The sequence below is a fragment of the Novosphingobium sp. 17-62-19 genome (genome assembly GCF_002256775.1).
Classification (GTDB): Bacteria; Pseudomonadota; Alphaproteobacteria; order Sphingomonadales; family Sphingomonadaceae; genus Novosphingobium.
The window spans coordinates 1-21332 of the sequence record NZ_NCII01000052.1 but is presented as its reverse complement, the minus strand read 5'-3'; the positions used below and the strand labels follow the sequence as shown (position 1 = coordinate 21332).

20 protein-coding genes and 3 pseudogenes are annotated in these 21332 nt (G+C 61.2%); 17 read left to right on the top strand and 6 right to left on the bottom strand.

Features of this window, described 5'->3' with window-relative positions:
* Nucleotides 1-584 precede the first annotated feature (584 nt).
* Nucleotides 585-1457, bottom strand: a complete 873-nt coding sequence (locus tag B7X90_RS10980) for a LysR family transcriptional regulator (protein ID WP_281822509.1) — start codon at nt 1455-1457, stop codon at nt 585-587.
* A 103-nt stretch (nt 1458-1560) separates the two neighbouring features.
* Between B7X90_RS10980 and B7X90_RS10975 the strand changes: the two genes are divergently transcribed.
* A complete protein-coding gene (locus B7X90_RS10975; RefSeq protein ID WP_292624415.1) occupies nt 1561-1968 on the top strand; it encodes a DoxX family protein in 408 nt (135 codons plus the stop codon).
* A 5-nt stretch (nt 1969-1973) separates the two neighbouring features.
* A pseudogene (locus B7X90_RS10970) lies at nt 1974-2423 on the top strand (class III extradiol ring-cleavage dioxygenase); the annotation flags it as partial.
* A 64-nt stretch (nt 2424-2487) separates the two neighbouring features.
* Here the strand turns inward: B7X90_RS10970 and B7X90_RS10965 are convergent.
* Together B7X90_RS10965 and B7X90_RS10960 are read right to left on the bottom strand one after the other, a co-directional pair.
* Nucleotides 2488-4047: pseudogene (locus tag B7X90_RS10965) on the bottom strand (ParB/RepB/Spo0J family partition protein); the annotation flags it as partial.
* A gap of 232 nt (nt 4048-4279) precedes the next feature.
* Entirely contained in the window at nt 4280-4666 is a 387-nt protein-coding gene (locus B7X90_RS10960) for a DUF2945 domain-containing protein (RefSeq protein WP_292624413.1), read from the bottom strand.
* Between B7X90_RS10960 and B7X90_RS10955 the strand changes: the two genes are divergently transcribed.
* Nucleotides 4652-4987, top strand: coding sequence for a cupin (locus tag B7X90_RS10955; protein ID WP_292624411.1), 336 nt, complete (start codon nt 4652-4654; stop codon nt 4985-4987). The two genes, B7X90_RS10960 and B7X90_RS10955, sit on opposite strands and share 15 nt — an antisense overlap.
* On the opposite strand, the gene B7X90_RS10950 is transcribed toward B7X90_RS10955, so the two are convergent.
* Complete coding sequence (locus tag B7X90_RS10950; RefSeq protein WP_292624409.1) at nt 4988-6187, bottom strand: NnrS family protein; 1200 nt, start codon at nt 6185-6187, stop codon at nt 4988-4990.
* Nucleotides 6184-8433 carry a nitric-oxide reductase large subunit gene (locus B7X90_RS10945; protein ID WP_292624407.1) on the bottom strand — a complete coding sequence of 750 codons (2250 nt, stop codon included), beginning with the start codon at nt 8431-8433 and terminating at the stop codon, nt 6184-6186. Before B7X90_RS10945 ends, B7X90_RS10950 begins: the two co-directional genes overlap by 4 nt.
* Before the next feature lie 373 nt (nt 8434-8806).
* On the opposite strand from B7X90_RS10945, the gene B7X90_RS10940 reads away from it, so the two are divergent.
* Nucleotides 8807-8950, top strand: a complete 144-nt coding sequence (locus B7X90_RS10940) for a DUF4113 domain-containing protein (RefSeq protein WP_292624405.1) — start codon at nt 8807-8809, stop codon at nt 8948-8950.
* A 48-nt stretch (nt 8951-8998) separates the two neighbouring features.
* Complete coding sequence (gene metB / locus B7X90_RS10935; RefSeq protein ID WP_292624404.1) at nt 8999-10150, top strand: cystathionine gamma-synthase; 1152 nt, start codon at nt 8999-9001, stop codon at nt 10148-10150.
* Between the two features lie 318 nt (nt 10151-10468).
* Here metB and B7X90_RS10930 read toward each other — a convergent pair whose 3' ends face one another.
* Nucleotides 10469-10894 (bottom strand): Rrf2 family transcriptional regulator, encoded by a 426-nt coding sequence (locus tag B7X90_RS10930; RefSeq protein WP_292624403.1) that lies wholly within the window; start codon nt 10892-10894, stop codon nt 10469-10471.
* Nucleotides 10895-11007: 113 nt separating this feature from the next.
* Between B7X90_RS10930 and B7X90_RS10925 the strand changes: the two genes are divergently transcribed.
* The 12 genes and pseudogenes from B7X90_RS10925 to B7X90_RS10870 form a co-directional block, all read left to right on the top strand.
* Complete coding sequence (locus B7X90_RS10925) at nt 11008-11457, top strand: group III truncated hemoglobin (protein ID WP_292624401.1); 450 nt, start codon at nt 11008-11010, stop codon at nt 11455-11457.
* On the top strand, nt 11450-11725 hold the full coding sequence (locus B7X90_RS10920; RefSeq protein WP_292624399.1) for a DUF1971 domain-containing protein: 276 nt from the start codon (nt 11450-11452) through the stop codon (nt 11723-11725). Before B7X90_RS10925 ends, B7X90_RS10920 begins: the two co-directional genes overlap by 8 nt.
* Before the next feature lie 39 nt (nt 11726-11764).
* The gene (hmpA, locus tag B7X90_RS10915; protein WP_292624397.1) at nt 11765-12976 is read left to right on the top strand and encodes an NO-inducible flavohemoprotein; all 1212 of its coding nucleotides are present in this window, start codon (nt 11765-11767) and stop codon (nt 12974-12976) included.
* 11 nt (nt 12977-12987) lie between these two features.
* The gene (locus B7X90_RS10910; protein ID WP_156842869.1) at nt 12988-13452 is read left to right on the top strand and encodes a hypothetical protein; all 465 of its coding nucleotides are present in this window, start codon (nt 12988-12990) and stop codon (nt 13450-13452) included.
* A 184-nt stretch (nt 13453-13636) separates the two neighbouring features.
* Entirely contained in the window at nt 13637-15268 is a 1632-nt protein-coding gene (ccoN, locus tag B7X90_RS10905) for a cytochrome-c oxidase, cbb3-type subunit I (protein WP_292624394.1), read from the top strand.
* Between the two features lie 3 nt (nt 15269-15271).
* The gene (gene ccoO / locus B7X90_RS10900) at nt 15272-16024 is read left to right on the top strand and encodes a cytochrome-c oxidase, cbb3-type subunit II (RefSeq protein ID WP_292624392.1); all 753 of its coding nucleotides are present in this window, start codon (nt 15272-15274) and stop codon (nt 16022-16024) included.
* A gap of 10 nt (nt 16025-16034) precedes the next feature.
* A complete protein-coding gene (locus B7X90_RS10895) occupies nt 16035-16205 on the top strand; it encodes a cbb3-type cytochrome c oxidase subunit 3 (RefSeq protein ID WP_292624390.1) in 171 nt (56 codons plus the stop codon).
* A complete protein-coding gene (gene ccoP / locus B7X90_RS10890; protein ID WP_292624388.1) occupies nt 16196-17074 on the top strand; it encodes a cytochrome-c oxidase, cbb3-type subunit III in 879 nt (292 codons plus the stop codon). Before B7X90_RS10895 ends, ccoP begins: the two co-directional genes overlap by 10 nt.
* 198 nt (nt 17075-17272) lie before the next feature.
* Nucleotides 17273-18091 carry a DUF2189 domain-containing protein gene (locus B7X90_RS10885; RefSeq protein WP_292624387.1) on the top strand — a complete coding sequence of 273 codons (819 nt, stop codon included), beginning with the start codon at nt 17273-17275 and terminating at the stop codon, nt 18089-18091.
* Nucleotides 18092-18093: 2 nt separating this feature from the next.
* Nucleotides 18094-20352: a heavy metal translocating P-type ATPase gene (locus B7X90_RS10880; RefSeq protein WP_292624386.1), complete on the top strand. Its 2259-nt coding sequence runs from the start codon at nt 18094-18096 to the stop codon at nt 20350-20352.
* Nucleotides 20349-20549 carry a cbb3-type cytochrome oxidase assembly protein CcoS gene (ccoS, locus tag B7X90_RS10875; RefSeq protein WP_292624385.1) on the top strand — a complete coding sequence of 67 codons (201 nt, stop codon included), beginning with the start codon at nt 20349-20351 and terminating at the stop codon, nt 20547-20549. The genes B7X90_RS10880 and ccoS overlap by 4 nt, the downstream gene beginning before the upstream one ends.
* Before the next feature lie 490 nt (nt 20550-21039).
* A pseudogene (locus B7X90_RS10870) lies at nt 21040-21332 on the top strand (hypothetical protein); the annotation flags it as partial.

Here is a 21332-nt window from a genome sequence, read left to right as displayed (position 1 = left end):
CGCAACAGCAAATGGTAGCCAGAATTCACCAACCGGCGCGGCCACCTATCGGCCATCAAAATTGACGCCGACCGGACACCGTAATCGTCGCGCTACATGGTTCGCAAACCGAAGCCCTTGAGGCTGGTATCCCAGGTGTAGACATCCCGTTCCGGGCATGGTTGAAGTGCTTCGACGGTGCGAAGTGTGATCGGCTGATTGGCCATGGTGCAACGCTCTCACGTAATCGCCACGTAATCATTTGCGGGAAAACCGTGGCGTAGGTTAAGGTAATCCACGGCGGATTTATTCCAACCGTTTCAAGACCTTGAGCGTAGCCTGGCGTGGAATTGCAAAGACCCGAGAAGGCCCCGTGAGGCCCCTCTTAATCAGCGGGTCCTTGGTTCGAGCCCAAGTGCGTCCACCAAATTCTCCATATATCTCAACGTATTAAATGGCCCTTGGGCCAACCGGATTTCCGCTCGCAGATCGCTAGGTAGCTCTCTAGGTAGCAGCGGATCCGGCGACGGTTGATCAAGGTATTGCGACGAAAAGCTGGCTCCAGCGTGTGCTCGAGCCTGTCTTGCTCTATCAACACCTAGGGTTCAGTGACCCGGATTGAGAATCGCGGCGTTTTTCCGCAGTGCTTCGACAACTGTATCGGTCACTGCCCGCACTCTCGGCATGTGGCGCATGTCCACATGCACACCTATCCAGATGTCTCGAACAAGGTCAGGTCTGTCGGGGTACAGGCGAATTAGCCCGGGCTCCCCATCGGCACGATAGCGGGCGAGCGCCGCAACCCCGGCCCCTGCAAGAGTCGCGTGAACCTGCACTTCGCGGCTGTTGGAGCGAAAACCGATAAGCGCATCGGGGAAGGCATCCCGCAGCCATTTGGCCTCCGGCAAATGCGCCTGATCGTCGAGCACCGTTACGAGGCGGGCTTGCCCCTCCTCAATGGGCCGGGCCATATCCGGGGCTGAGTACAGTCCCATGGCGAGCGCGCCGACGCGTCGGGCTACCACCTCGTTCCCCTCGAAGCGAGACATGCGCAGCGCGATATCGGCCTCCCGCTTGGACAGGCTGAGCGAACGCGTGTCGGGAACCAGTTCGACAACGATGCCCGGATGCTTGGCTTGCAGGGCAACGAGCGCCGGGGTGACGATCCGCGCTGCAAGCGTGTCGACCGTGGTCAGCCTGACTAGGCCTTCGAGCGCCACGTCCTTGCCGGTGATGGTGCGTTCGGCGGCCAGGACCTCTGCTTCCACGCGTTCGGCGTTGCCCAGCACAGTCTCTCCAAGGGGAGTCAACGCATAGCCACCGGGCAGGCGCTGCAGCAACCGCGCACCCGTCCGTGACTCCATCGCAGTGAGCCGGCGCCCCATCGTCGGCTGCGTCACTCCGAGCGCACGTGCCGCAGCAGACAGTGTCCCGTGCCGGGCAATGGCGAGGAATGTGCGAAGATCGTCCCAGTCCATGCAACTTCATACGAAAACGCATGGCCACTAGTCAATCTTCACGAATGGCATGCAGCTTCGCAAGCGCGTATCTGAGGGTCAACGAGACAAAGGACGATTGACCATGACCCAGACAGCTTCGACTTCGCAAGGAATTGCCCTGCTCCGCGTGACCAGCGGCGCCCTCCTCCTCACCCACGGGCTGATCAAGCTCCTGGTGTTCACGCCCGCCGGAACGGCCGACTTCTTCGAAAGTATCGGCTTTCCGGGCATCCTGGCCTATCCGGTCATGGCTGGTGAGATCGGGCTTGGTCTTGCATTGATCCTCGGCTTCATGACGCGCTGGGCCGCACTGGCGGCGCTGCCGATCATGATCGGGGCGATCGTGCCACATGCCGGCAACGGCTTCACCTTTTCCAATACCGGCGGTGGTTGGGAATATCCGGTGTTCTGGGCCATCGCTCTGGCCGTCCAGGCGATGCTCGGTGACGGCGCCTATGCCATTGGCAACCCCCTGAAGCAGAAGGACTGAATCACATGATCCGCCCGCTGTTCCTCTCGCACGGCGCGCCGACGCTGCCCTTCGAGGATGTCGCCGCCCGCGACTTCCTCAAGGGTCTCCCGGCCGCCCTGCCGCGGCCCCGCGCGATCCTGGTGGTTTCCGCGCACTGGGAAACGCGCGTTCCCACCGTCAATGTGGTCGAACGCAACCGGACGATCCACGACTTCGCAGGCTTTCCGGAGGCGCTATATCAGCTGACCTATCCCGCGCCGGGTGACCCGCAGCTTGCCGACCGGATCGTCGATCTCCTCGCTGAGGCGGGACTTCCATCGGCCACGGATACCGCAAGGGGTCTCGATCACGGAGCCTGGGTGCCATTGATGCTCGCCTGGCCGGACGCCGACATCCCGGTGGTGCAACTGTCCGTGCAAAGCCAGCTCGGTCCCGGCCACCACCTGGAAGTCGGCCGAGCAATCGCGCCGCTCGCTGAGGAAGGCGTGCTGATCGTCGCCAGCGGCAGCTTCACGCACGACCTGTCGAGCTGGCGCGGCCAAGCCAGGCTGCGCGGCTGTCCTCGGGCAGCGCCCGAAACAGATCGTAGCGGGAGATCGCATCGTCTCCAGCGCGCCAGCTTTCGTCGAGACTGGAGCGGAACTCGGCAAGCCCGCTGCTCGCCGGAGCATCCTTTGCTTCGAAGCCGATGATCGGGCCTGCCGGAACAGGCGCGCGCAGCGTGCTCGCAGCCCGCGCCCGCCAGTCGTGGGTATCGACATCGGCAAGCGTGAAGACCATGATGTCGAGCGCCAGACCGGGGTCAGATGCAACGTGCAGTGCCAGGACATCCCGGCGCTGCATAGCGAGCTCGTCAACCAGGCGCTTGGACAAGGTGGTCCGCCGCTTGTCCGAACCTTCCCCGCCAGCAACGACTTCGATCCCATCGTCGGCTTCGGCGGGTTCAGCCTGGCGCTCGCCGTAGAACACCGGCTGGAGAACCGGCGTGCCATCGCGCGAAAGCACCAGGATCATCCCTGCCTCGGCCTTGAGTTCGGCCGCGATGGCGGGCGGCCGGGCCCGGATTTCCTGGCATTCGCGTTCGATCGCTTCAATGGCCGATCCGGCCGCAGCCACAGCCTCCTCGGCACTGTCCTCATCCTCGAGGATCGCCGCATGCTCGTCATAGGAGGCATCGAGTTCGTCGAGCCTCGCTAATTCGGCTTCGGTCAGCGGCGCCGGTTCGGCGGGAAGCCGAACCAGCCCTTCGACCAAATCGTGGCTGGCATAGGGATCGAGCGTGGGCATGACCCAGGCGAGTCCCTGCTCGGCGGCGAGGGCTTTGGCCTGCTCTTCCATCTTTGCAGCCGCGAGGCTTTCGAGCAGCGCGACATCGACCCAGGACTCGCTGTCGTCGTTGTCGAACAGCTCGCGCTCGATCTGGCCGCCGGCGGCAATGTAGGCATCGCGGCCGACAAGGCGCGCTCGCGGATCGCTGCCCCGGACTGTGCCGGAGAGGACCATGCGCCGGATGCTGTCCGGATTGGGCGCATAGTAGGCAGAGGAAACCTGCTCGAAGACACGGGCCTGGATGTCCTGATCAGAAGTTGCCCCGAATGCTTTGGCGATGTCGAGCGTGATCTCATCGGCGGCCAGTGCTTCGAACACGACCGGCGCAAGCGTCGCGAGACGCAGTCGGCCCTCGACAAAGCGTACAGTCAGGCCGAAGCGGCGCGCTACGTCCTCAACAGTCGCTCCGCCTGCGACAAGCGCGGCAAAGGCCTGGGCTTCGTCGGCCGGGTTCATGGCGAGGCGGTGGAAGTTCTCCGCAAGGCTGGTCTCGACCGCGGCTTCAGCACTGTCCTCGATCACGAGGCAAGTAACTTCGCAATCACGGGCGAGGATCTTTTCGTCCGCAAGGGCAAGCATCGCGCGGCGGCGGCGCTCGCCGGCTTCAACCTCGAACTTGCCCTTGGCAGCGGGTTTGACGATGAGGTTCTGCAGCAGACCGTGTGCAGCAATGCTCGCTCTGAGTTCGGCATCTGCAGCCGGATCGCTGTGACGACGGACATTACGGGGAGATTGAACGAGCTTGTTCAACGGAACCGATTTGATCATGGGACACACTCCTGAATGTGAGCCCGGCGCATCGACCATCGACGCCCAACTGGCTCATTCAGGGCAGAGCCCACTCCCCTCTAGTACGTTCGCAGCAGATCTCCCGATAGGCACGGACAATGACGGATGGCGATGGTTGGGACAATGGAGCCATTCAAGCTACTGTCCCGAACGGAAGCTTCTGCCGAGAGCGGTCATTGCGGGTGACCGATGGTGGTGAAGGCCGCCGCCATCAGTCGATCGTTTTCAGCGCGTCTTCCTTGTGCGCCGCGATGTGGTCGGTCTTGTCGCTGGCGATCTCATACTGGGGCGCCTCCTTCGAGGCGCGATGCCGGTAGCCTTTGTAATTGAAATCCCGTTCAGGCAGCTTGATGATCCAGCCGCTCACATGGCCGGCTTCGGAATTCCAGCTTACATGGTCGCCTGTGGAGTATCGCGCCATACTGTCCTCGCTCACCAGAGTAACGAGCGTTCCCGGGCATCCGTTCCAAGGGTTTACCTGCTGGCAGCGCGTGCTGGTGTATTCAGTGGCACCGGTGACTTCCACGCCGTTCGCGCGTTGTCGGATATGATTGTATAAGACTGTCTCGAAGGGGATCTGAGAATGGCGCTCCAGCATGCAAAGTCCGGCGAAGTGATCCATCTGGGGGCATTGGCTCCCGAGCGCGGGGCCACCGGGACGGCCGCGCTGGTCAAATCCGACCGGTTCGAGGCCATTCACCTCGTCGTTCCCGCGGGATCGACCATACCGCCACATCATGTTGCCGGCTATCTGACACTGCATTGTCTGGAAGGTCAGGTCACGTTGGGACCAAAGGATATTGCGCTCGGCGCGGGAGACTGGATCTATCTGGAGCGCGGCGATCAGCATTCGGTTCAGGGGGTCGAGGATGCACGGCTGCTGCTCACGATCTTGTTCGATACCCCGCCGACGCCGTGATCAGGCTTGATCTCTGGAAGGCCGTTGCAACGCCATGCGGCCGTAGACGAAGATGAACAGCAGGAAGGCGCCGCCCCACAGGCCGCCGGCCAGACGAATGCTCAGCATATAGTCCAGCGGCAGCAGCGGCGCGGCGACCCGCAGCAATGCACCCAGATTGACCAGCACATAGATGCCAACCGTGGCCCCGTCCGCTTCCAACGGGCGGCCGGTATGACCGCGTGTCGCCCGCGTCATCACCGCCAGTGTCATTCCCGCCATTGCGCCGGCACCCAGCGCATGCATCGCGCTCGATACGGGCACGACAGGCCACAGGATAGCAGCTCCGAGCAGCAGCAGGCCCGCCGGCAACCATGCGTAGGCGACGTGCAGGACGAAGACCAATGGATTGCCGATCACACTCAGCCCGGCCCAGCGGGTCAGCCGCACGGCTTGCGATGCGCCGGCGACGAGCAGCAGCCATGCCGCTGGATGCGCCGCCGGTGCGAACACCCAGCCTGCCAGGGCAATCGCCGTGACCGCGAGCACGGCATGGTCGAACCGGTTGGCCATGATCGGCAACCCGTCCGTGCGGCCATGCTTGGTCAGCCAGTTGCGGGTGAAGGCCGGGATGATCCGTCCGCCGATGATCGCGATCAGCATGAGGACAAGCGCGAAGCCGGCCCGCATCCCGATAGCCGGATCGGTGGTCAGCCCCATCGCTGCGGCATGATCCAGCCCACAGGCGGCAGCGAACAGCAGGAGGACAATCAGGATCGGCTTGTTGCGGTTGCGCGCCGCGAAGATCTGCCGTGCCGCATAGCCGAACAGTGCGAGCAGGAAGCCGACATCGAGCACCGAGCCGACGAGCGGCGGCACATAGGCGGAGAACAGCACCGCGAGCCGGGCGGCCGCCCACAAGCCGACGAACGCCGCCACCGGCCAGCCCGTCATCACCGGCCGCCCGGTCCAGTTGGGGATCGCCGCGCTCAGGAAGCCGGCAACGACCGCACCAAGATAGCCGAACAGCATCTCATGCTGGTGCCAGGTGAGCGGCTCCATTGCCGTCGGCAGCGTCCACGCTCCACCCAGCGCGCCGACCCAGAGCGCGACGACGACAAGCGCCCACAGCGTGCCGCCGGTGAACAGCAGCCGGAAGCTGCCCTGGAGCCAAGTCGGTGTTTCGGCTTTGTGATCCTGTTCGGCGGCGGCCTCAGTCATACGCGAGCACCCTTCCTCCACAGACCCAGGATCACCACCTGCCAGGCGATAGCGATGGCGCCGACCATGAACACGACATCCCCGAAGGTACGGACCCAGCGCAGGGTTTCAAGGAAACCTTGCTGCAGGAAGGTGTCGCTGCGCGCGTACCACATGCCGGTGGTGACACTGGCCTGGAACTGGAATAACCCGACCGGCAACAGGCTGGTGAAGATCATCAGCACCAGCCCGGCGTTGAGCCCCCAGAAGCCGATCGCCATCAGCCGGTCGTTGAACCGAATGTCGGGGCGGATATAGCGCAGCACCAGCAGGGTGAAGCCGAGCGCCAGGAAGCCATAGACCCCGAACAGCGCGGCATGGGCGTGGACGGCCGTAGTGTTCAGCCCCTGGAGATAGAACAGCGCGACCGGCGTGTTGATCATGAACCCGAAGACACCGGCGCCCAGCATGTTCCAGAACGCCACCGCGACGAAGCACATCAGCGGCCACTTGACCGCGCGCATCCAGGGCGTGCGCTCGCGCAGGCTCCAATGCTCGAATGCCTCATAGCCGAGCACGATCAGCGGTACGACTTCCAGGGCGCTGAACGCGGCACCCACCGCCGTGATCGGCGTGGTGGTCCCGGAGAAATACATGTGGTGGAAGGTGCCCGGCACGCCGCCGACCATGAACAGCGACGCCGAGGCCAGGCTGGCCGCCGTCGCCACCCGCCGCGATACCAGCCCCATCGTCGCGAAGATGAAGGCGATGGCCGAGGTCGCAAAGACCTCGAATATCCCTTCCACCCACAGATGGACCACCCACCAGCGCCAATATTCCATGACGGTGATGTTGGTGCGCTCGCCGTAGAACAGCCCCGTGCCGTAAAACAGGCCGATCGCTATGGTGGCGATAGTGAGCAGCGCCAGCAGGCTTTTGTCGCCGCCCTTGGCACGCAATGCCGGCACCATCCCCCGCAGCATCAGCACCAGCCAGAGCAGCAGTCCCACGAACAGCCCGATCTGCCACACCCGGCCGAGGTCTAGATATTCATATCCCTGATGACCCAGCCAGAAGCTGAGTTTCGTCGGTAGCGCATGGGAGAGCGCCAGATAATTGCCGATGAACGATCCGGCGACCACGACGATCAGCGCCCAGAACAGGATGTTGACGCCCAGCTTCTGACATTTGGGATCGCTGCCGTGGATGACCGGCGCCAGGAACAGGCCGGCAGCCAGAAACGCGGTGGCGATCCACAGCACCGCGCTCTGCACATGCCAGGTGCGGGTCAGCGCGTAGGGAAAATATTGCGAGACATCGATGCCGTAAAAACTCTGCCCCTCGATCGTATAATGGGCAGTGAAGGCGCCGATGAAGACCTGGAATATGAACAGGGCCAGCACCACGAACAGATATTTGCCGAGCGCCTTTTGCGATAGCGTCAGACCGGCGACTTGCAACGGGTCGTTTGCCGTCGCTACCAGTGGCGTGTCGTCGTGGCGGCGCAGGAACGCCCAGCCCCAGATCAGCGCGCCCACCCCCGCGATCAGGATGACGACGCAGGCGAGCGACCACAGGATATTTTCCGGCGTCGGATAATTGCCGATCAGCGGCTCGGGCGGCCAGTTGTTGGTATAGGTCGCGACCGTGCCTGGCCGCTCGGTCGATGCAGCCCAGGCCGTCCAGAAGAAGAAATTGGTCAGCTTCGCCCGCTGCGCCGGATCGGGCAGCGTGCCTTCCTTCATCGCATAATTATCGCGCGTGGGCCGCAGCGTGGGATCGGAGCCGTAGAGCCGCTCATAATAGCTGGCGGTCTGGGCGATCGCCTGCGCGCGGCGGTCCGAGACCGTCACCACGCCGCTCGCCGTATCATAGCTGTTGTGGCGATATTCCTGCTTCAGGCGATAGGTCAGCGCGGCCTTCTGTTCGCCATCAAGTGCGTCGAAGGGCTTGCCCAGCGTGTCCCGTGCCGCAAGGTCGAGCCACGCGACCAACTCGCGATGCAGCCAATCGGCGGACCAGTCCGGCGCCTGATAGGCACCATGCCCCCAGATCGAACCGAGTTGCATCCCGCCGGTGCTCTGCCAGGCGTTCTGACCGTCGAGGATGTCGTCGCGCGTCATCAGTACCTGACCCGACGCGGTGACGACCTGCGCCGGGATCGGCGGGGCCTTCCGGTAAACCTCCACCCCGGACACGCTCAGTATGCCGAACGTCACCGTCAGCACGGCGATCAGCGCCCACCACAGAACCTTATAGTTTCCCACGGCGCGTTCCTTTTTACCGACCGTCAAAGCCTGTCCGCCATGGAAGATGAAGGCTTCGCGTTACGTCCAGCAGTGAGGCTCGGCGCGCAACCGATCCGCCCCTGATACTCGGGCGCCGCACCCGCTCTCTGCGCTTGGAAAAGCAGCATTTCAACTTCCGTCCCCGCCAGCAAGTGAGAGCGCAATTGTCTCCCAGTCACAAGATGACTGCCAACAAGATCCGGTGATGACCAGTCCGTAGCACAGTAGGTCCACTAGACCCATCAAGGAAAAGGTGTCGCGATCTGAGTGCGTCCGCCTTTAGGAAACGTTCAGGCGGACTAGCGGCCTGTTCGCCACAGCGGATCCCAAGGCGCCTGCGCTGTTCGCGGCGATGGACAATCTCAATAATCGCTTCGGGCGGAATTCCGTCATCATTGCTTCGCAAGGTTGCGAGGTGCGGTCTTTCGACACGAAACGAGCGCCGAAAAATCTGGCGTGGACGACACGGATTGGTGAAATACCCGAGGCCAAATAACACGGTCGAAGGTTTGAGTGCGATCCTGCGGTGTATTAAGAGGCCCTGATGACGAAAGAACAAGCACCCGAGACGATTGCCGCAACGTGCGGCGTGGCAACCGATACGGCATTTGGGGCGGTGGCTCCGCCGATCTATCTGACAAGCACGTTCACTTTCGAGGGCTTCGAGCAGCCGCGCGAATTTGATTATGGTCGCGCGGGAAACCCGACGCGGGCGATGCTCGCCGAAGCGCTTGCTCGCCTCGAACATGGCGCGGGTGCGGTCATTACGGCAAGCGGCATGGCCGCTGTCGATCTGCTTCTGGCGCAGATCGATTCCGACGATCTCGTGTTGGCACCTCACGACTGCTACGGCGGAACCCGCCGCCTCCTGCTGGCGCGAGCCGCAAAACGGCAATTCCGGGTAACATTTATCGATCAATCGGATGGGGATGCGCTCGCCGTTGCCTTCTCCGACAAGCCGGCGCTAGTCTTGGTGGAGACCCCGAGCAATCCGCTGATGCGCGTTGTCGATATTCGCGGGATCTGCGCGCTCGCCAAGGCCGCCGGCGCGCGAGTTGCAGTCGATAACACCTTCCTCTCGCCAGCGCTGCAACGGCCGCTCACACTCGGGGCGGATTATGTAATCCACTCCACCACCAAGTATCTCAACGGCCATTCGGACGTGATCGGCGGCGCTGTCATCGCGGCCGATGCCGACGAATCCCTGAAGCTTGCTTCTTGGGCGAACGTCGTAGGGGTGACGGGCGCACCCTATGATGCGTGGCTGACGTTACGAGGATTGAGGACGCTGTTCCCACGTATTGAGCGGCAGCAGCGGACCGCAGGCATGATTGCCAAATATCTGGAGCAGCACGCCCGAGTGTGCGCTGTGCACTATCCCGGCCTCGCCTCCCACCCAGGCCATGTCATTGCCACATCTCAACAGCACGGTTTCGGAGCCATGTTGAGCTTTGAGCTCGAAGGCGGGGTCGAGGCGGTGGGCCGCTTTATCACCGCGATCGGCACCTTTACGCTCGCAGAATCGCTGGGAGGCGTCGAAAGCCTCATCTCTCATCCGGCGACGATGACGCATGCCGACATGGGCGTTGAGGCGCGGCAATTAGCCGGCATCAATGATGGCCTGCTACGGCTTTCAATTGGGCTTGAGCATTTGGACGATCTGATTGCTGGTCTGGAGAAGGGGTTCGGCGCATGAGCGAGGCCTCGGATTCGGTCCCGCTCTGCCGCTATGAGGAGCTGGTTCGCCGAGAAAAACGGCAAAGTGCGGCGCGCAGCTCAGCTGCGGTCGCAGCGCCGGAGCAACTCCCCCGTGCCGATAACCTCAAAGGTGATGGGGTCGATATACCGGACAGGCTCTCCGGTGGAGAGAGCTAGGCGCTGCGCACCTGGGTAACGGCGTCGACCGACTTTCGTTTCAGCTTGAGCGAAGTATTGAAACTCCAGAACGGTGATCGAGGAGCCATTTTCTCCCTCACAACGATAGCGCGCACACTCCTTCTCCACGGCAGACACTCTATGCCGCTTCGGGTGCAAAGAGACTGAGCATATCGACCCGCCTCGCCAACAGGTCGTCGAGCGTGTAGCTGTCGAGTACGGCCATGAATGCGGCAAGTGCCTCGCGAAGAACGCCCGTCGCGCCGCACGCCGGCGCGATGATGCAGCTCCCGCAATCGACTAGATCGAACCCATCCTCCGTGTGCCGCACGACCGATCCGATGATAATCTCACCCGGTGGTTGCGCGAGCCGGATTCCACCAAGACGCCCCCGAACGCTCGCCACAAAGCCCGCTTTTCCGAGGTCGTGAACCACCTTCATCAAATGATTCTGCGAGATGGCATAGGCACCCGCCATCTCGGAAATCGAGCATAGCCGATCAGGCCGCGCTCCAAGGTAAAGCAGCACCCTGAGGGCATAGTCGGTGTAGCGCGTCAGTTTCATGTCGCTTCCCGGTCACAGCGCCCGATCGACGCCGTACTTATATATGCATTGTTGTTGCATGTTTCCAAGCCGGTGATACATGCAGCATAGATACATGATTTCGGAGTCGGTCAATGGATGACGATAGGCAGGTTGACGAAGAAGGGCTGAGCCGTCTCGTGAAGCTGTTCTATGCGCGGGTCCGAGAGGATGCCGAGCTGGGGCCGATCTTCAACGACGCGATCAGCGATTGGCCGGAACATCTCGAAAAGCTGGCGGCATTCTGGTCATCGGTAATGCTCACCAGTGGTCGATATAAGGGTCAACCGGTGCCGGCTCATTTGAAGCACAAATCGCGTATTACGCCGGCGCTATTCGACCGATGGCTAACGCTTTGGTCTGAGACGACCAACGAAATAATGTCGGCCGAGGCCGCCGCCGCCTTGCAAGCAAAAGCGAAGCGGATCGCCGAAAGCCTGCAGCTCGCCATGTTTTTTCGGCTCGATCGCCAACGCGCGGAAAGCTCAGCGAGCCGTTCCGACACGACGGAATACCCGCAGCGGCGAGTGCAAAGCCATGCCTGACATCGTGCCCTACCGTTCTACACCGGTTTTCAACGAGGATACGCTCCCGTCTGCCTTGCGGGCGCGACACGATACCAAGGCTGGTGTTTGGGGCCTGATCCGCGTTTTGGAAGGCGAGCTCAAGCTCTCCTATCTCGATCCGCCTTCGGAGATCGTGCTGACTCCGGATCAGCCAGGATTGGTTCTGCCGCAGCAACCGCATTTCGTGACGCCGATGGGCCCCATGAAGATGCAGGTCGATTTCTACGATCAACCTCCCGCGTGCTGATGTCCCGTATATTCCAACGCCTTTCACAAGGAGAAGTTCATGTCGCAGCCGCTTAGCGATCAGACCATCGCGCTCGTCAAGGCAACCGTTCCCGCGCTGGAAGCGCATGGTCTGGATATCGTGCACGAAATGTATTCCCGGATGTTCCAGAACCCGGAAATCCGCGACCTATTCAATCAGTCGCATCATAGCGACTCCGGATCGCAGCCGCGTGCGCTCACGGGCGCCATTCTCGCCTATGCCAGCAATATTGAAAATCTCGGTGCGCTTGCGCCTGCTGTTGAGCGGATCGCGCAAAAGCATGTGGGCCTTCAGATTTTGCCCGAGCACTATCCGCACGTCGGCGAGGCGCTCCTTGGCGCGATCAAGGCGGTGCTGGGAGATGCAGCAACGGAGGAAATCCTTGCGGCGTGGGGTGAGGCCTACTGGTTCCTCGCCAATATCCTGATCGCACGAGAGCAGCGGGTCTACACAGAGCAGAAGGACGCGGCGGGCGGATGGAATGGCTGGCGTGACTTCCGCGTCGAAGACGTCGTGCGCGAGAGCAGTGTCATCAATTCCTACATTCTCCGCCCGGTCGATGGCGGACCCGTCATGCAGCACAAGCCGGGGCAGTATCTGACTTTCTGGCTGGAGATTCCCGGTCATCCGCCGGTCAAGCGCAACTATTCGATTTCGGCCGCCCCCAATGGCGAAACCTATCGCATTTCGGTCAAGCGTGAACCGCATGGCCTGGCCTCAGGCTGGTTCCATGAGGAAGCTAAGCCCGGAACGGTGCTAAAGGTGGCCGCACCAGCGGGCGAGTTCTTCCTTGCTGAGCATGTCGAACGCCCGGTGATCCTCCTGTCCGGTGGGGTAGGCCTGACCCCGATGGTGGCGATGCTCGAAGCGCTTGCGCAGAGCGGCGCCGAAGTGCCCGTTCATTACATTCACGGGACCCATGATCGCGACACGCATGCGATGCGCAACCATGTTCGCGCTGTCGCCGGCCAGGGCAAGGCGGTGTCGGTTACTGATTTCCATCAAACTCCGCTGGAAGGCGAAGCGCAGGGCCAGGATTATGATGTCGCCGGCATCATCACCGATGAGTGGCTCATCGCCAACACGCCGGTCGGTGAAGCCGACTACTACATTTGCGGACCGCGCCCGTTCCTGCGTCACGCGGTTTCGACCTTGTCGCTCGCCGGCGTGCCGTCCGACCGAATTCACTACGAATTTTTCGGCCCGGCGGACGAACTGCTGGCAGCCTGATGGAGTAGGGGATGGGCGATATCACCATAGCCCGGGCAATTCATGTCCTGGCGGTTATGTTCTGGATCGGAGGCGTGGCCTTTGTCACGCTCGTGGTGATGCCGTCCATTCGCGGCGCCCATCCGCCAGCTGACAGGCTGGCGGCCTTCCACAAGCTCGAAGGCCGTTTCGCGGCGCAAGCGCGCATTTGGGTGATGCTTGCCGGTGTCAGCGGCTTCTGGATGGTAGAACGCGGGCAGATGTGGGATCGGTTCGCCGATCTGCGTTTCTGGTGGATGCACGCAATGGTTGGCCTCTGGGCGATTTTCGCGGCGATGCTGTTCGTGATCGAGCCGCTGTTTCTTCATCGGCGCATGGAGGATTCGTCGCAGCCTGCCACAGACTTTCATCGCATGGAGGTCGGTCATCGCGGGCTTCTGGGTCTTGCCGTGGTCACGCTTCTCGGCGCCGTAGCAGGCAGTCACGGGTTGCTGTGAAGGAATTGACTGGTGACCGGCATCGTGCCGATTGGTTTGGAGCACCGTGGCGGGAACCCGGAGCGGACTAAGGTGTTGCAGCTTATGCGCAAGTTCCGTGGCCCGCTCCCCGGAGGCAATGCTGCGCTGAAAAACCGCATGGCAGCAACCAAAAAGGGGGGATTGATCGGCCATGATTTTGACATTGACCGAAGCCGAGCGACAGATCGCACTCGGAATTTCTGTCGCTGTCGCCTTGGGTGGGTTGGTTCTCGCCGCCGCAGGTACCCAAGACACGATGGAAGTTCACGGGTGGTTGATCCTGGTATTCGGTGCCATTTGCGCAATTGTCGTAATCCGAGATTTATGGGGACCGGAGCCGCCAAGATCCCGCCTCGAGAGCTACTATGATGAGCCGATCAAGGCCGGCATCATCGCGAGCATGGCCTGGGCGGTGGTCGCCATGTTCGTGGGAGTATGGGTGGCGGCCCTGCTCGCGTTTCCCGATCTGACATTCGATGGCGCCTGGGCGAGCTTCGGCCGCCTACGACCGGTTCACACAAGTGGCGTGATCTTTGGGTTTGGCGGCAACGCGCTTATCGCGACATCGCTGCATGTCGTGCAGCGCACGTCGCGCGCGCGGCTTCCCGATCAGCTTTCCCCCTGGTTTGTCCTTGTCGGCTACAATTTGTTCTGCATCCTGGCCGCCAGCGGATATCTGCTCGGTGTCACCCAATCGAAGGAATATGCCGAGGCCGAATGGTACGCCGATATCTGGCTGGTGATTGTCTGGGTGACCTATTTCGTCCTCTACATCAGGACGCTGGCGCGCCGCAAAGAACCCCACATCTATGTGGCCAACTGGTATTTCATGGCCTTCATCCTCGTCGTCGCAATTCTGCATATCATCAATAATCTCGCTGTCCCCGTCTCGCTGGGGCACGCCAAGAGCTATACGATATGGTCGGGCGTGCAGGATGCGATGGTGCAGTGGTGGTATGGCCACAACGCCGTCGCTTTCTTCCTCACGGCCGGCTTCCTGGGGATGCTCTATTATTATCTGCCGATACGGGCCCAGCGGCCGATCTTTTCCTATAGGCTGTCGATCTTGAGCTTCTGGGGCATCACATTTTTCTACATGTGGGCTGGCTCGCATCATCTTCATTATACAGCGCTGCCGCATTGGGTGCAGACGCTGGGGATGACGTTCTCGGTCATGCTTCTCGTTCCGTCCTGGGCTTCGGCCGGAAATGCCTTGCTGACGCTAAATGGCGCCTGGCACCGCGTGCGCGACGATGCCACGCTTCGCTTCATGATGGTCGCAGCCGTGTTCTACGGCATTTCGACCTTCGAAGGGTCCTTCCTCGCCATCCGTCCTGTCAATTCGCTGTCCCATTACACCGATTGGACCGTGGGCCATGTTCACGCAGGCGCGCTCGGATGGGTCGCACTTATTACTTTCGGCTCATTCTATACGCTGGTTCCCTCGCTCTGGAAGCGCGACACAATGTATTCGCCGGCGCTCGTCGAGTGGCATTTCTGGCTCTCGCTGGCCGGGACCCTTATCTACATTTTTGCAATGTGGAATTCCGGCATCATCCAAGGTCTTATGTGGCGGACTTACACCGAGGAAGGCACGCTCGCCTATTCATTCATCGACTCGCTGAGAGCGATGTATCCCTATTACATCGCGCGCACCCTCGGCGGCTTGTTTTTCCTGATCGGAGCGGTGATCGGCGCATACAATATGTGGAGGACCATTCGCTCAGCGCCATCTAGCGCGCCGGTAGAAGGCGACGTTCCTTTGAGTGCCGCCACAGCGGTGGCGAGGGGCTGAGCGATGGCGGAACTTTTTCATCGCAAGCTTGAGCGAAGCGCCATCGGCTTCGTGCTCGCAATTGTCGCGGCTGCCAGTGTCGGGGGTCTCGTCGAAATAGCCCCGCTCTTCACGATCGATGAGACAGTGGAGAAGGCGCCTGACATGCGGCTCTACACACCGCTCGAACTGGCAGGTCGGAATATCTACGTTCGCGAGGGCTGCTATGCCTGCCACAGCCAGATGATTCGCACATTGCAGGATGAGGTCGAGCGCTACGGGCCTTATTCTCTGGCGGTCGAGTCCAAATATGACCATCCGATGCTCTGGGGCTCGAAGCGTACTGGTCCTGACCTTGCCCGTATCGGCGGCAAATATTCGGATTTTTGGCACGTCGCCCATCTGACCAATCCGCGCGACGTGGTGCCCGATTCAAACATGCCCGCCTATTCCTGGCTGGCGCGCACCGCACTGCGGGTCGATGATCTGCCCTTGCATCTGAAAGCCCTGCGCGCTGCCGGCGTCCCCTATACGGACGCGATGATCGAAAACGCCAGCGTCGATGCTTACGACCAGGCGACCCCGGATAGCTCGACGTCGTCCGGTGTTGCGGATCGCTACGGCAAGGAAACGCAGGTGCGCGTGTTCGATGACGTGGCAACCGAAGTCACCGAAATGGACGCTCTGGTGGCTTATCTCCAGGTCTTGGGGCGGCTGACCGATGCGCCGTATAAGAATACGGCAGCGCCGCAAAAGCCTCCTGAGCCGGTAAAATGAAGAGAGACCCATGGATATAAGCCACGACGCTCTCGTCGCATTCTCGAAAAGCTGGGGGCTGTTCTACCTCATCGGGCTGATGGTGGGCGTCCTCATCTATACGTTCCGCCCATCCAACCGAAAGAAGTTCGACAAAGCCAAGCAAAGCGTTCTCGATCAGGATGACAAGCCGTGGACGTAGAACGCGATCCGGTCAGCGGCCGCGAGACGACCGGCCACATCTGGAACGGCATCAAGGAGCTTGATACGCCGGTTCCCAAAGGCGTGCTGATCTTTCTGATCGTCACGCATCTTTTCGCCTTCGCCTGGTGGATCCTGATGCCGACCTGGCCAGTCGGCCATACTTACACCAAGGGCATACTCAACACGGACCAGCGCACATCGGTCGAGAAGCATTTGGTCGACGCGCAGGCGGGCCGCGCTGCCTGGATGAAGCGGATCGAAAGCGAGAGCCTCGAACAGATCGCCGCTGACCCGCAGCTCATGTCGATCGTGCGCAGCACCGGTCACCGGCTTTTCGGCGATAATTGCGCCGCCTGCCATGGCATCAATGCCAAGGGCGGCTATGGCTATCCCGATCTGACTGATGACGACTGGATCTGGGGCGGTGATCTCGAAACAATCGCGCAGACCATGCGTGTGGGGGTCAATGAGCAGCATCCGCAGGGACGAAACTCGCAGATGCCCTCTTTTGGTCGCGATGGTATTCTCGACGCCGATCAGGTCAGTCTGGCGGCCAATTACATATATTCCTTGTCGCATCCCAAATTCGTGACGGCGGCCAATCGTGCTTCGGTCCTGTCGGGGCGCGAAGTGTTCATGTCGAATTGCGCGATTTGCCATGGCGAAGATGCGCGCGGCAAACGCGATGTTGGCGCGCCCAATCTGACGGATGCGCGTTGGATCTATGGCGGCGACCTCGATCAGATTGTCGAGACGGTGCATGGCGGTCGCCAAGGCCATATGCCGACCTGGGACGAACGGCTGAGCGCCGCCGATATCAAGATTTTGGCGCTCTATGTTCACTCACTGAGCTCACCGGTGCCATGACCGCGACGCGAAGCAGATCGCGATGGCTTGTTTGGAGCCTCGTAGCGGCGGGGCTGCTCCTGTTTGTGCTCGCGAATGCGCATTTCCTTTACGTAGCCTTTCAATCGCAACCGGATTGTGTGGGGCATTTGAAGGAGCGAGCGAGCGAGAGCGGCCAGTATCGGGCGGCGAAATCGGCATGCTGAAAGGTTGCTGGATATGAGCGAGGAGAGCGCCTCCTACGGATTGCTGACCGAAACGTCGGGGATCGATGAAACCAGGAACGCCCGGCTTCAGCGCCACCTCCCCTCACTCGTCGGCTTCCGCTGGCTTGGAGCGGGTTGGCGCGATCTGATGGATCGGTCGGTCCCCAGCCTTCTTTACGGCTTGGGCATCTTTGTCCTGTCGGTCGCCGCGGTCGCGATGCTCACCTTGTACGGGCGAGACTATATCCTGTTTCCCGCGCTCGCCGGCTTCATGATCGTCGCCCCGCTGCTCGCCGTGGGACTCTATGAAAAAAGCCGGGCCCGTGAGCAGGGTGAGACAATCGGCCTGCGCCGCATGCTTCTCGTGAAACCCGCAGCGGGGCCACAGGTCTATTTCACCGGCTTGCTGCTCAGCCTTCTGATGCTTTTGTGGATTCGTTCGGCGGTCCTCATCTATGCCCTGTTTTTCGGCGTTCGCCCGTTCCCCGGCCTGACGCACATTACCGCCTTTCTCGTGACCGAGCCTGTGGGTTGGATCATTCTCGGGGTAGGCACCGCGGTAGGGGGCCTGTTCGCGTCGTTCGCCTTTGCGATCAGCGTTTTTGCCATTCCGATGCTGCTCGACAGGAAGGTCGATGCTCTCACGGCGATGGGAACCAGCATGGCGCTCGTATGGAACAACCTTGCACCCATGGTCGTGTGGGGAGGGATCGTGCTGGCGCTTTTCATTCTTTGCGCGGCAACGGGACTTCTCGGGCTCATCCTTATTTTCCCATGGCTGGGTCATGCCACCTGGCATGCCTATCGCGCGGTCGCCAAAGCGGGCGCCTAGGAATGGCGTCCCGCGCCGACCTGGACGATAGCGCGCTGTGGTCGACACCGACCCGCCAGTCGGTTGACGAACTCATCCTCGCCAGCAGGGCGCTGGATGATGGTCTGCTTCAGACCCAATTGTCGGTTCCTACCGCGCACTGCGGGGGATGCATGGCGAAGATCGAGCGCGTCCTGGGTCAGCTCGATGGGGTGATGTCGGCACGCGTCAACCTCTCGACGCGGCGGGCGACGGTCACGTGGAAAAGAACGGCGACTGTCCCCCCGTTGCTCGAAAGCCTGGCCGAAGCTGGCTTCGAAGCGAATCTGCTGAGCAATCTCGAGGATCAGCCAGACCGCGAAAGGCGCAAGCTGATCGTCGCCATGGCGGTCTCGGGATTTGCGGCGATGAACATCATGCTGCTCTCGGTGTCGGTATGGTCAGGAGCTGATGCCAGTACGCGTCATCTCTTCCATGCGATATCGGCGCTGCTGGCGCTTCCAACGGTGGCCTTTTCTGGGCGCATCTTCTTTCGATCGGCATGGTCCGCCTTGCGCGCAGGTCGCACCAACATGGACGTGCCCATCTCAATCGGCATTCTTCTCGCGCTCGGCTTGAGCATCTTCGATACATTGCATTCCGGCCCGCATGCCTATTTCGACGCTGTCGTCACGCTGATCTTCTTTTTGCTAATCGGACGAACGCTTGACTATCTGATGCGCGACAAGGCGCGTTCCGCAGTGCTCGGTCTCGCCAAAATGATGCCTGCGGGCGCGAAGGTCATCGCCGAGGATGGTTCACGGACATTTGTGGCGCTCGACAGCGTTGCAGTGGGCGATGCCATCGTCGTCGCTCCGGGAGAACGCGTGCCGCTCGACGGGGTCGTGCTTGCCGGAGAGGGAGACGTCGACACTGCCGCGGTAACGGGCGAGGCGATGCCGACGCCCGTAATGGCCGGAAGCAAGCTTCTGTCCGGCATGCTCAATCTCAATGGCTCGTTGGAAGTGCGCGTCACCAGCACCAGCGCGCAATCCTTTCTCGCGGAAATGGTTCAGATGATGGAGGCGGCCGAGCAGGGCCGCGCGCGCTATCGGCGCCTGGCGGATCGCGTGGCGGCCTATTATTCGCCGATCATCCATTCGCTGGCCTTCGCCGCCTTTGTCGGATGGTTCCTCTCTACCGGCGATTGGCATCGGTCGCTCACGATCGCGATTTCGGTGCTCATCATCACCTGTCCTTGCGCGTTGGGTCTGGCCATTCCCATGGTGCAACTCGTGGCGGCAAAGCACTTGTTCGAGCGCGGGATCGCCATGAAGGACGGAAGCGCGCTCGAGCGTCTGGCCGAGGCCGATACTGTTGTTTTCGACAAGACGGGTACGCTGACCATCGGCGATCTGCACGTGACTGAAGCCGACATCGACCAGCGCTACCGCGAGATCGCCTTGACCATGGCGTCGCGATCTAACCACCCTGTAGCGCGCGCCATTGCAGTGAGTGGCGAGGGCCGAGCGGGCGTCGATCTGGAAAGCTTTTCCGAGCTTCCCGGAAAAGGATTGGAAGCGCGCCGCGCCGGCCATGTATTCAGGCTGGGGCGACCCGATTGGGCGCTGTGCGGCGCCGATGCCGATATCGGCAGCCTCCGCACGGCGTTTTCGGTCGATGGCGAACCGGCAGGCCATTTTCGCTTTTCCGACCTCGAGAAGACCAGCGCACGAGACGCGGTGCGGCAGGTGAGAGATCTTGGGCTGGATGTGGAGCTACTTTCGGGGGATCACCCGGAAGCGGTATCGGCGGTCGCGGCCTCGATCGGTATCGCGAAATTTCGCGCCGGCCTCCTGCCTCAGCAGAAAGTGCAGCGTCTCGAAGCGCTTGCTGGCCAGCAGTGCAAAACCTTGATGGTGGGTGATGGCTTGAACGACGGGCCGGCTCTTTCCGCCGCATATGTTTCGATGGCGCCGTCCAATGCCGCCGACATCGGCCGCGCTGCCGCCGATATCGTGTTTTTCGGACAGGATCTCGCCGCCATTCCGCAAGCCCTGCGCATATCCCGCGCTGCCCGCAGGCTCGTCAGGCAGAACCTCGTTTTTTCAGTCGGATACAACTTAGTGGTGTTGCCGATGGCCGTCACGGGTCATGTCAGTCCTTTGCTGGCGGCGATCGCAATGTCGCTATCCTCCATCTCGGTGGTGGCAAATGCTCTGCGCGTCCCTTCTCAAACTGGACCCAGGCCAAATACGGTTCGTCGAGAGCGCGCGCTGGTTCCTGCAGGGAGTGCAGCATGACAGCTCTCGTCTGGCTGGTGCCTATTGCCCTGGCTATGGGTTTGGTAGGCTTGGGTGCCTTCCTGTGGTCTATGCGCAGCGGGCAGTATGACGATCTTGATGGTGCGGCAGAACGCATCTTTATAGATGCCGATGTCGACAAGCCAATGGCGAGCGCCCAGGAAGAGGCGACCGAGCCGAAACTGTCCAGATCGTAGCGAGTTAATGAATGGGGATGATATTGGCAAAAATGCGATTGAGGAAATCCGATGACGCGCACACATGATTGGAATTGGGTCGGCATTCTAGCCTTCATCTGCGGTGTGGCGGTCATAATACCCAGCCTGGTCGCATTGACGCTGAGTTTGCTTGCTGTTGCACGTAATATCTTTTGAGGTCTGCTGCGCCCCGACAGGTCCCGTTGCCGGCCTCAAGATTGGCAGAACCGCCTCTATAGGCCTCGAAGGGCGACTGCTAGAACTACGGCTGACGTTCTACCTTCGTTCGCCTCTGGCATGCGTAAATGTCACTTGCGCCAACGACCGGTTCTGACGCCCATTTTCCATTGCGAATAGCAGGTATTGGCGTGAGCTGACTTTCCCGACATGGCGGCGGAACGACCTATTATGGGTCGGTCATTGCCATTCCAGCCTCGAAGTCGGTAGCGTAAATGGACTCGCTCAGCAGCGAGCACTATCGTTCGCCGTGATGTTCTATCTCCAATGCACCAGTAAACTGCTTGATCGGGTCAAGCCCGACATTTCTGTTCCCGGGCAAAGCGACACCGCTCTGGGCAACTGGTATGCCACCGTCCTTTTCTGGAAGCCGCAAGTGGCTTTGCTGGTTTCTGAGCGTACGCTGCTTCCCGTTCTTATGCCGCTGGCCCCAGCGGCCACGCTTGCTCGAAGATTCCCTGGCCAGCTCGCGCTCGTCTTGAAAGAGCACGGCGTCTCATCCGAATTCATTGCCCAGGAAGTCTGGCGGATGGACAAGGTCCAGTA

Bases quoted from the DNA above. Each gene is read 5' to 3' on its own strand.
- B7X90_RS10980 (WP_281822509.1), bottom strand. From the start codon at position 1,457: ATGGACTGGGACGATCTTCGCACATTCCTCGCCATTGCCCGGCACGGG.
- B7X90_RS10975 (WP_292624415.1), top strand. From the start codon at position 1,561: ATGACCCAGACAGCTTCGACTTCGCAAGGAATTGCCCTGCTCCGCGTG.
- B7X90_RS10955 (WP_292624411.1), top strand. From the start codon at position 4,652: ATGGCGCTCCAGCATGCAAAGTCCGGCGAAGTGATCCATCTGGGGGCA.
- B7X90_RS10960 (WP_292624413.1), bottom strand. From the start codon at position 4,666: ATGCTGGAGCGCCATTCTCAGATCCCCTTCGAGACAGTCTTATACAAT.
- B7X90_RS10950 (WP_292624409.1), bottom strand. From the start codon at position 6,187: ATGACTGAGGCCGCCGCCGAACAGGATCACAAAGCCGAAACACCGACT.
- B7X90_RS10940 (WP_292624405.1), top strand. From the start codon at position 8,807: ATGGACAATCTCAATAATCGCTTCGGGCGGAATTCCGTCATCATTGCT.
- metB (WP_292624404.1), top strand. From the start codon at position 8,999: ATGACGAAAGAACAAGCACCCGAGACGATTGCCGCAACGTGCGGCGTG.
- B7X90_RS10930 (WP_292624403.1), bottom strand. From the start codon at position 10,894: ATGAAACTGACGCGCTACACCGACTATGCCCTCAGGGTGCTGCTTTAC.
- B7X90_RS10925 (WP_292624401.1), top strand. From the start codon at position 11,008: ATGGATGACGATAGGCAGGTTGACGAAGAAGGGCTGAGCCGTCTCGTG.
- B7X90_RS10920 (WP_292624399.1), top strand. From the start codon at position 11,450: ATGCCTGACATCGTGCCCTACCGTTCTACACCGGTTTTCAACGAGGAT.
- hmpA (WP_292624397.1), top strand. From the start codon at position 11,765: ATGTCGCAGCCGCTTAGCGATCAGACCATCGCGCTCGTCAAGGCAACC.
- B7X90_RS10910 (WP_156842869.1), top strand. From the start codon at position 12,988: ATGGGCGATATCACCATAGCCCGGGCAATTCATGTCCTGGCGGTTATG.
- ccoO (WP_292624392.1), top strand. From the start codon at position 15,272: ATGGCGGAACTTTTTCATCGCAAGCTTGAGCGAAGCGCCATCGGCTTC.
- B7X90_RS10895 (WP_292624390.1), top strand. From the start codon at position 16,035: ATGGATATAAGCCACGACGCTCTCGTCGCATTCTCGAAAAGCTGGGGG.
- B7X90_RS10885 (WP_292624387.1), top strand. From the start codon at position 17,273: ATGAGCGAGGAGAGCGCCTCCTACGGATTGCTGACCGAAACGTCGGGG.
- B7X90_RS10880 (WP_292624386.1), top strand. From the start codon at position 18,094: ATGGCGTCCCGCGCCGACCTGGACGATAGCGCGCTGTGGTCGACACCG.
- ccoS (WP_292624385.1), top strand. From the start codon at position 20,349: ATGACAGCTCTCGTCTGGCTGGTGCCTATTGCCCTGGCTATGGGTTTG.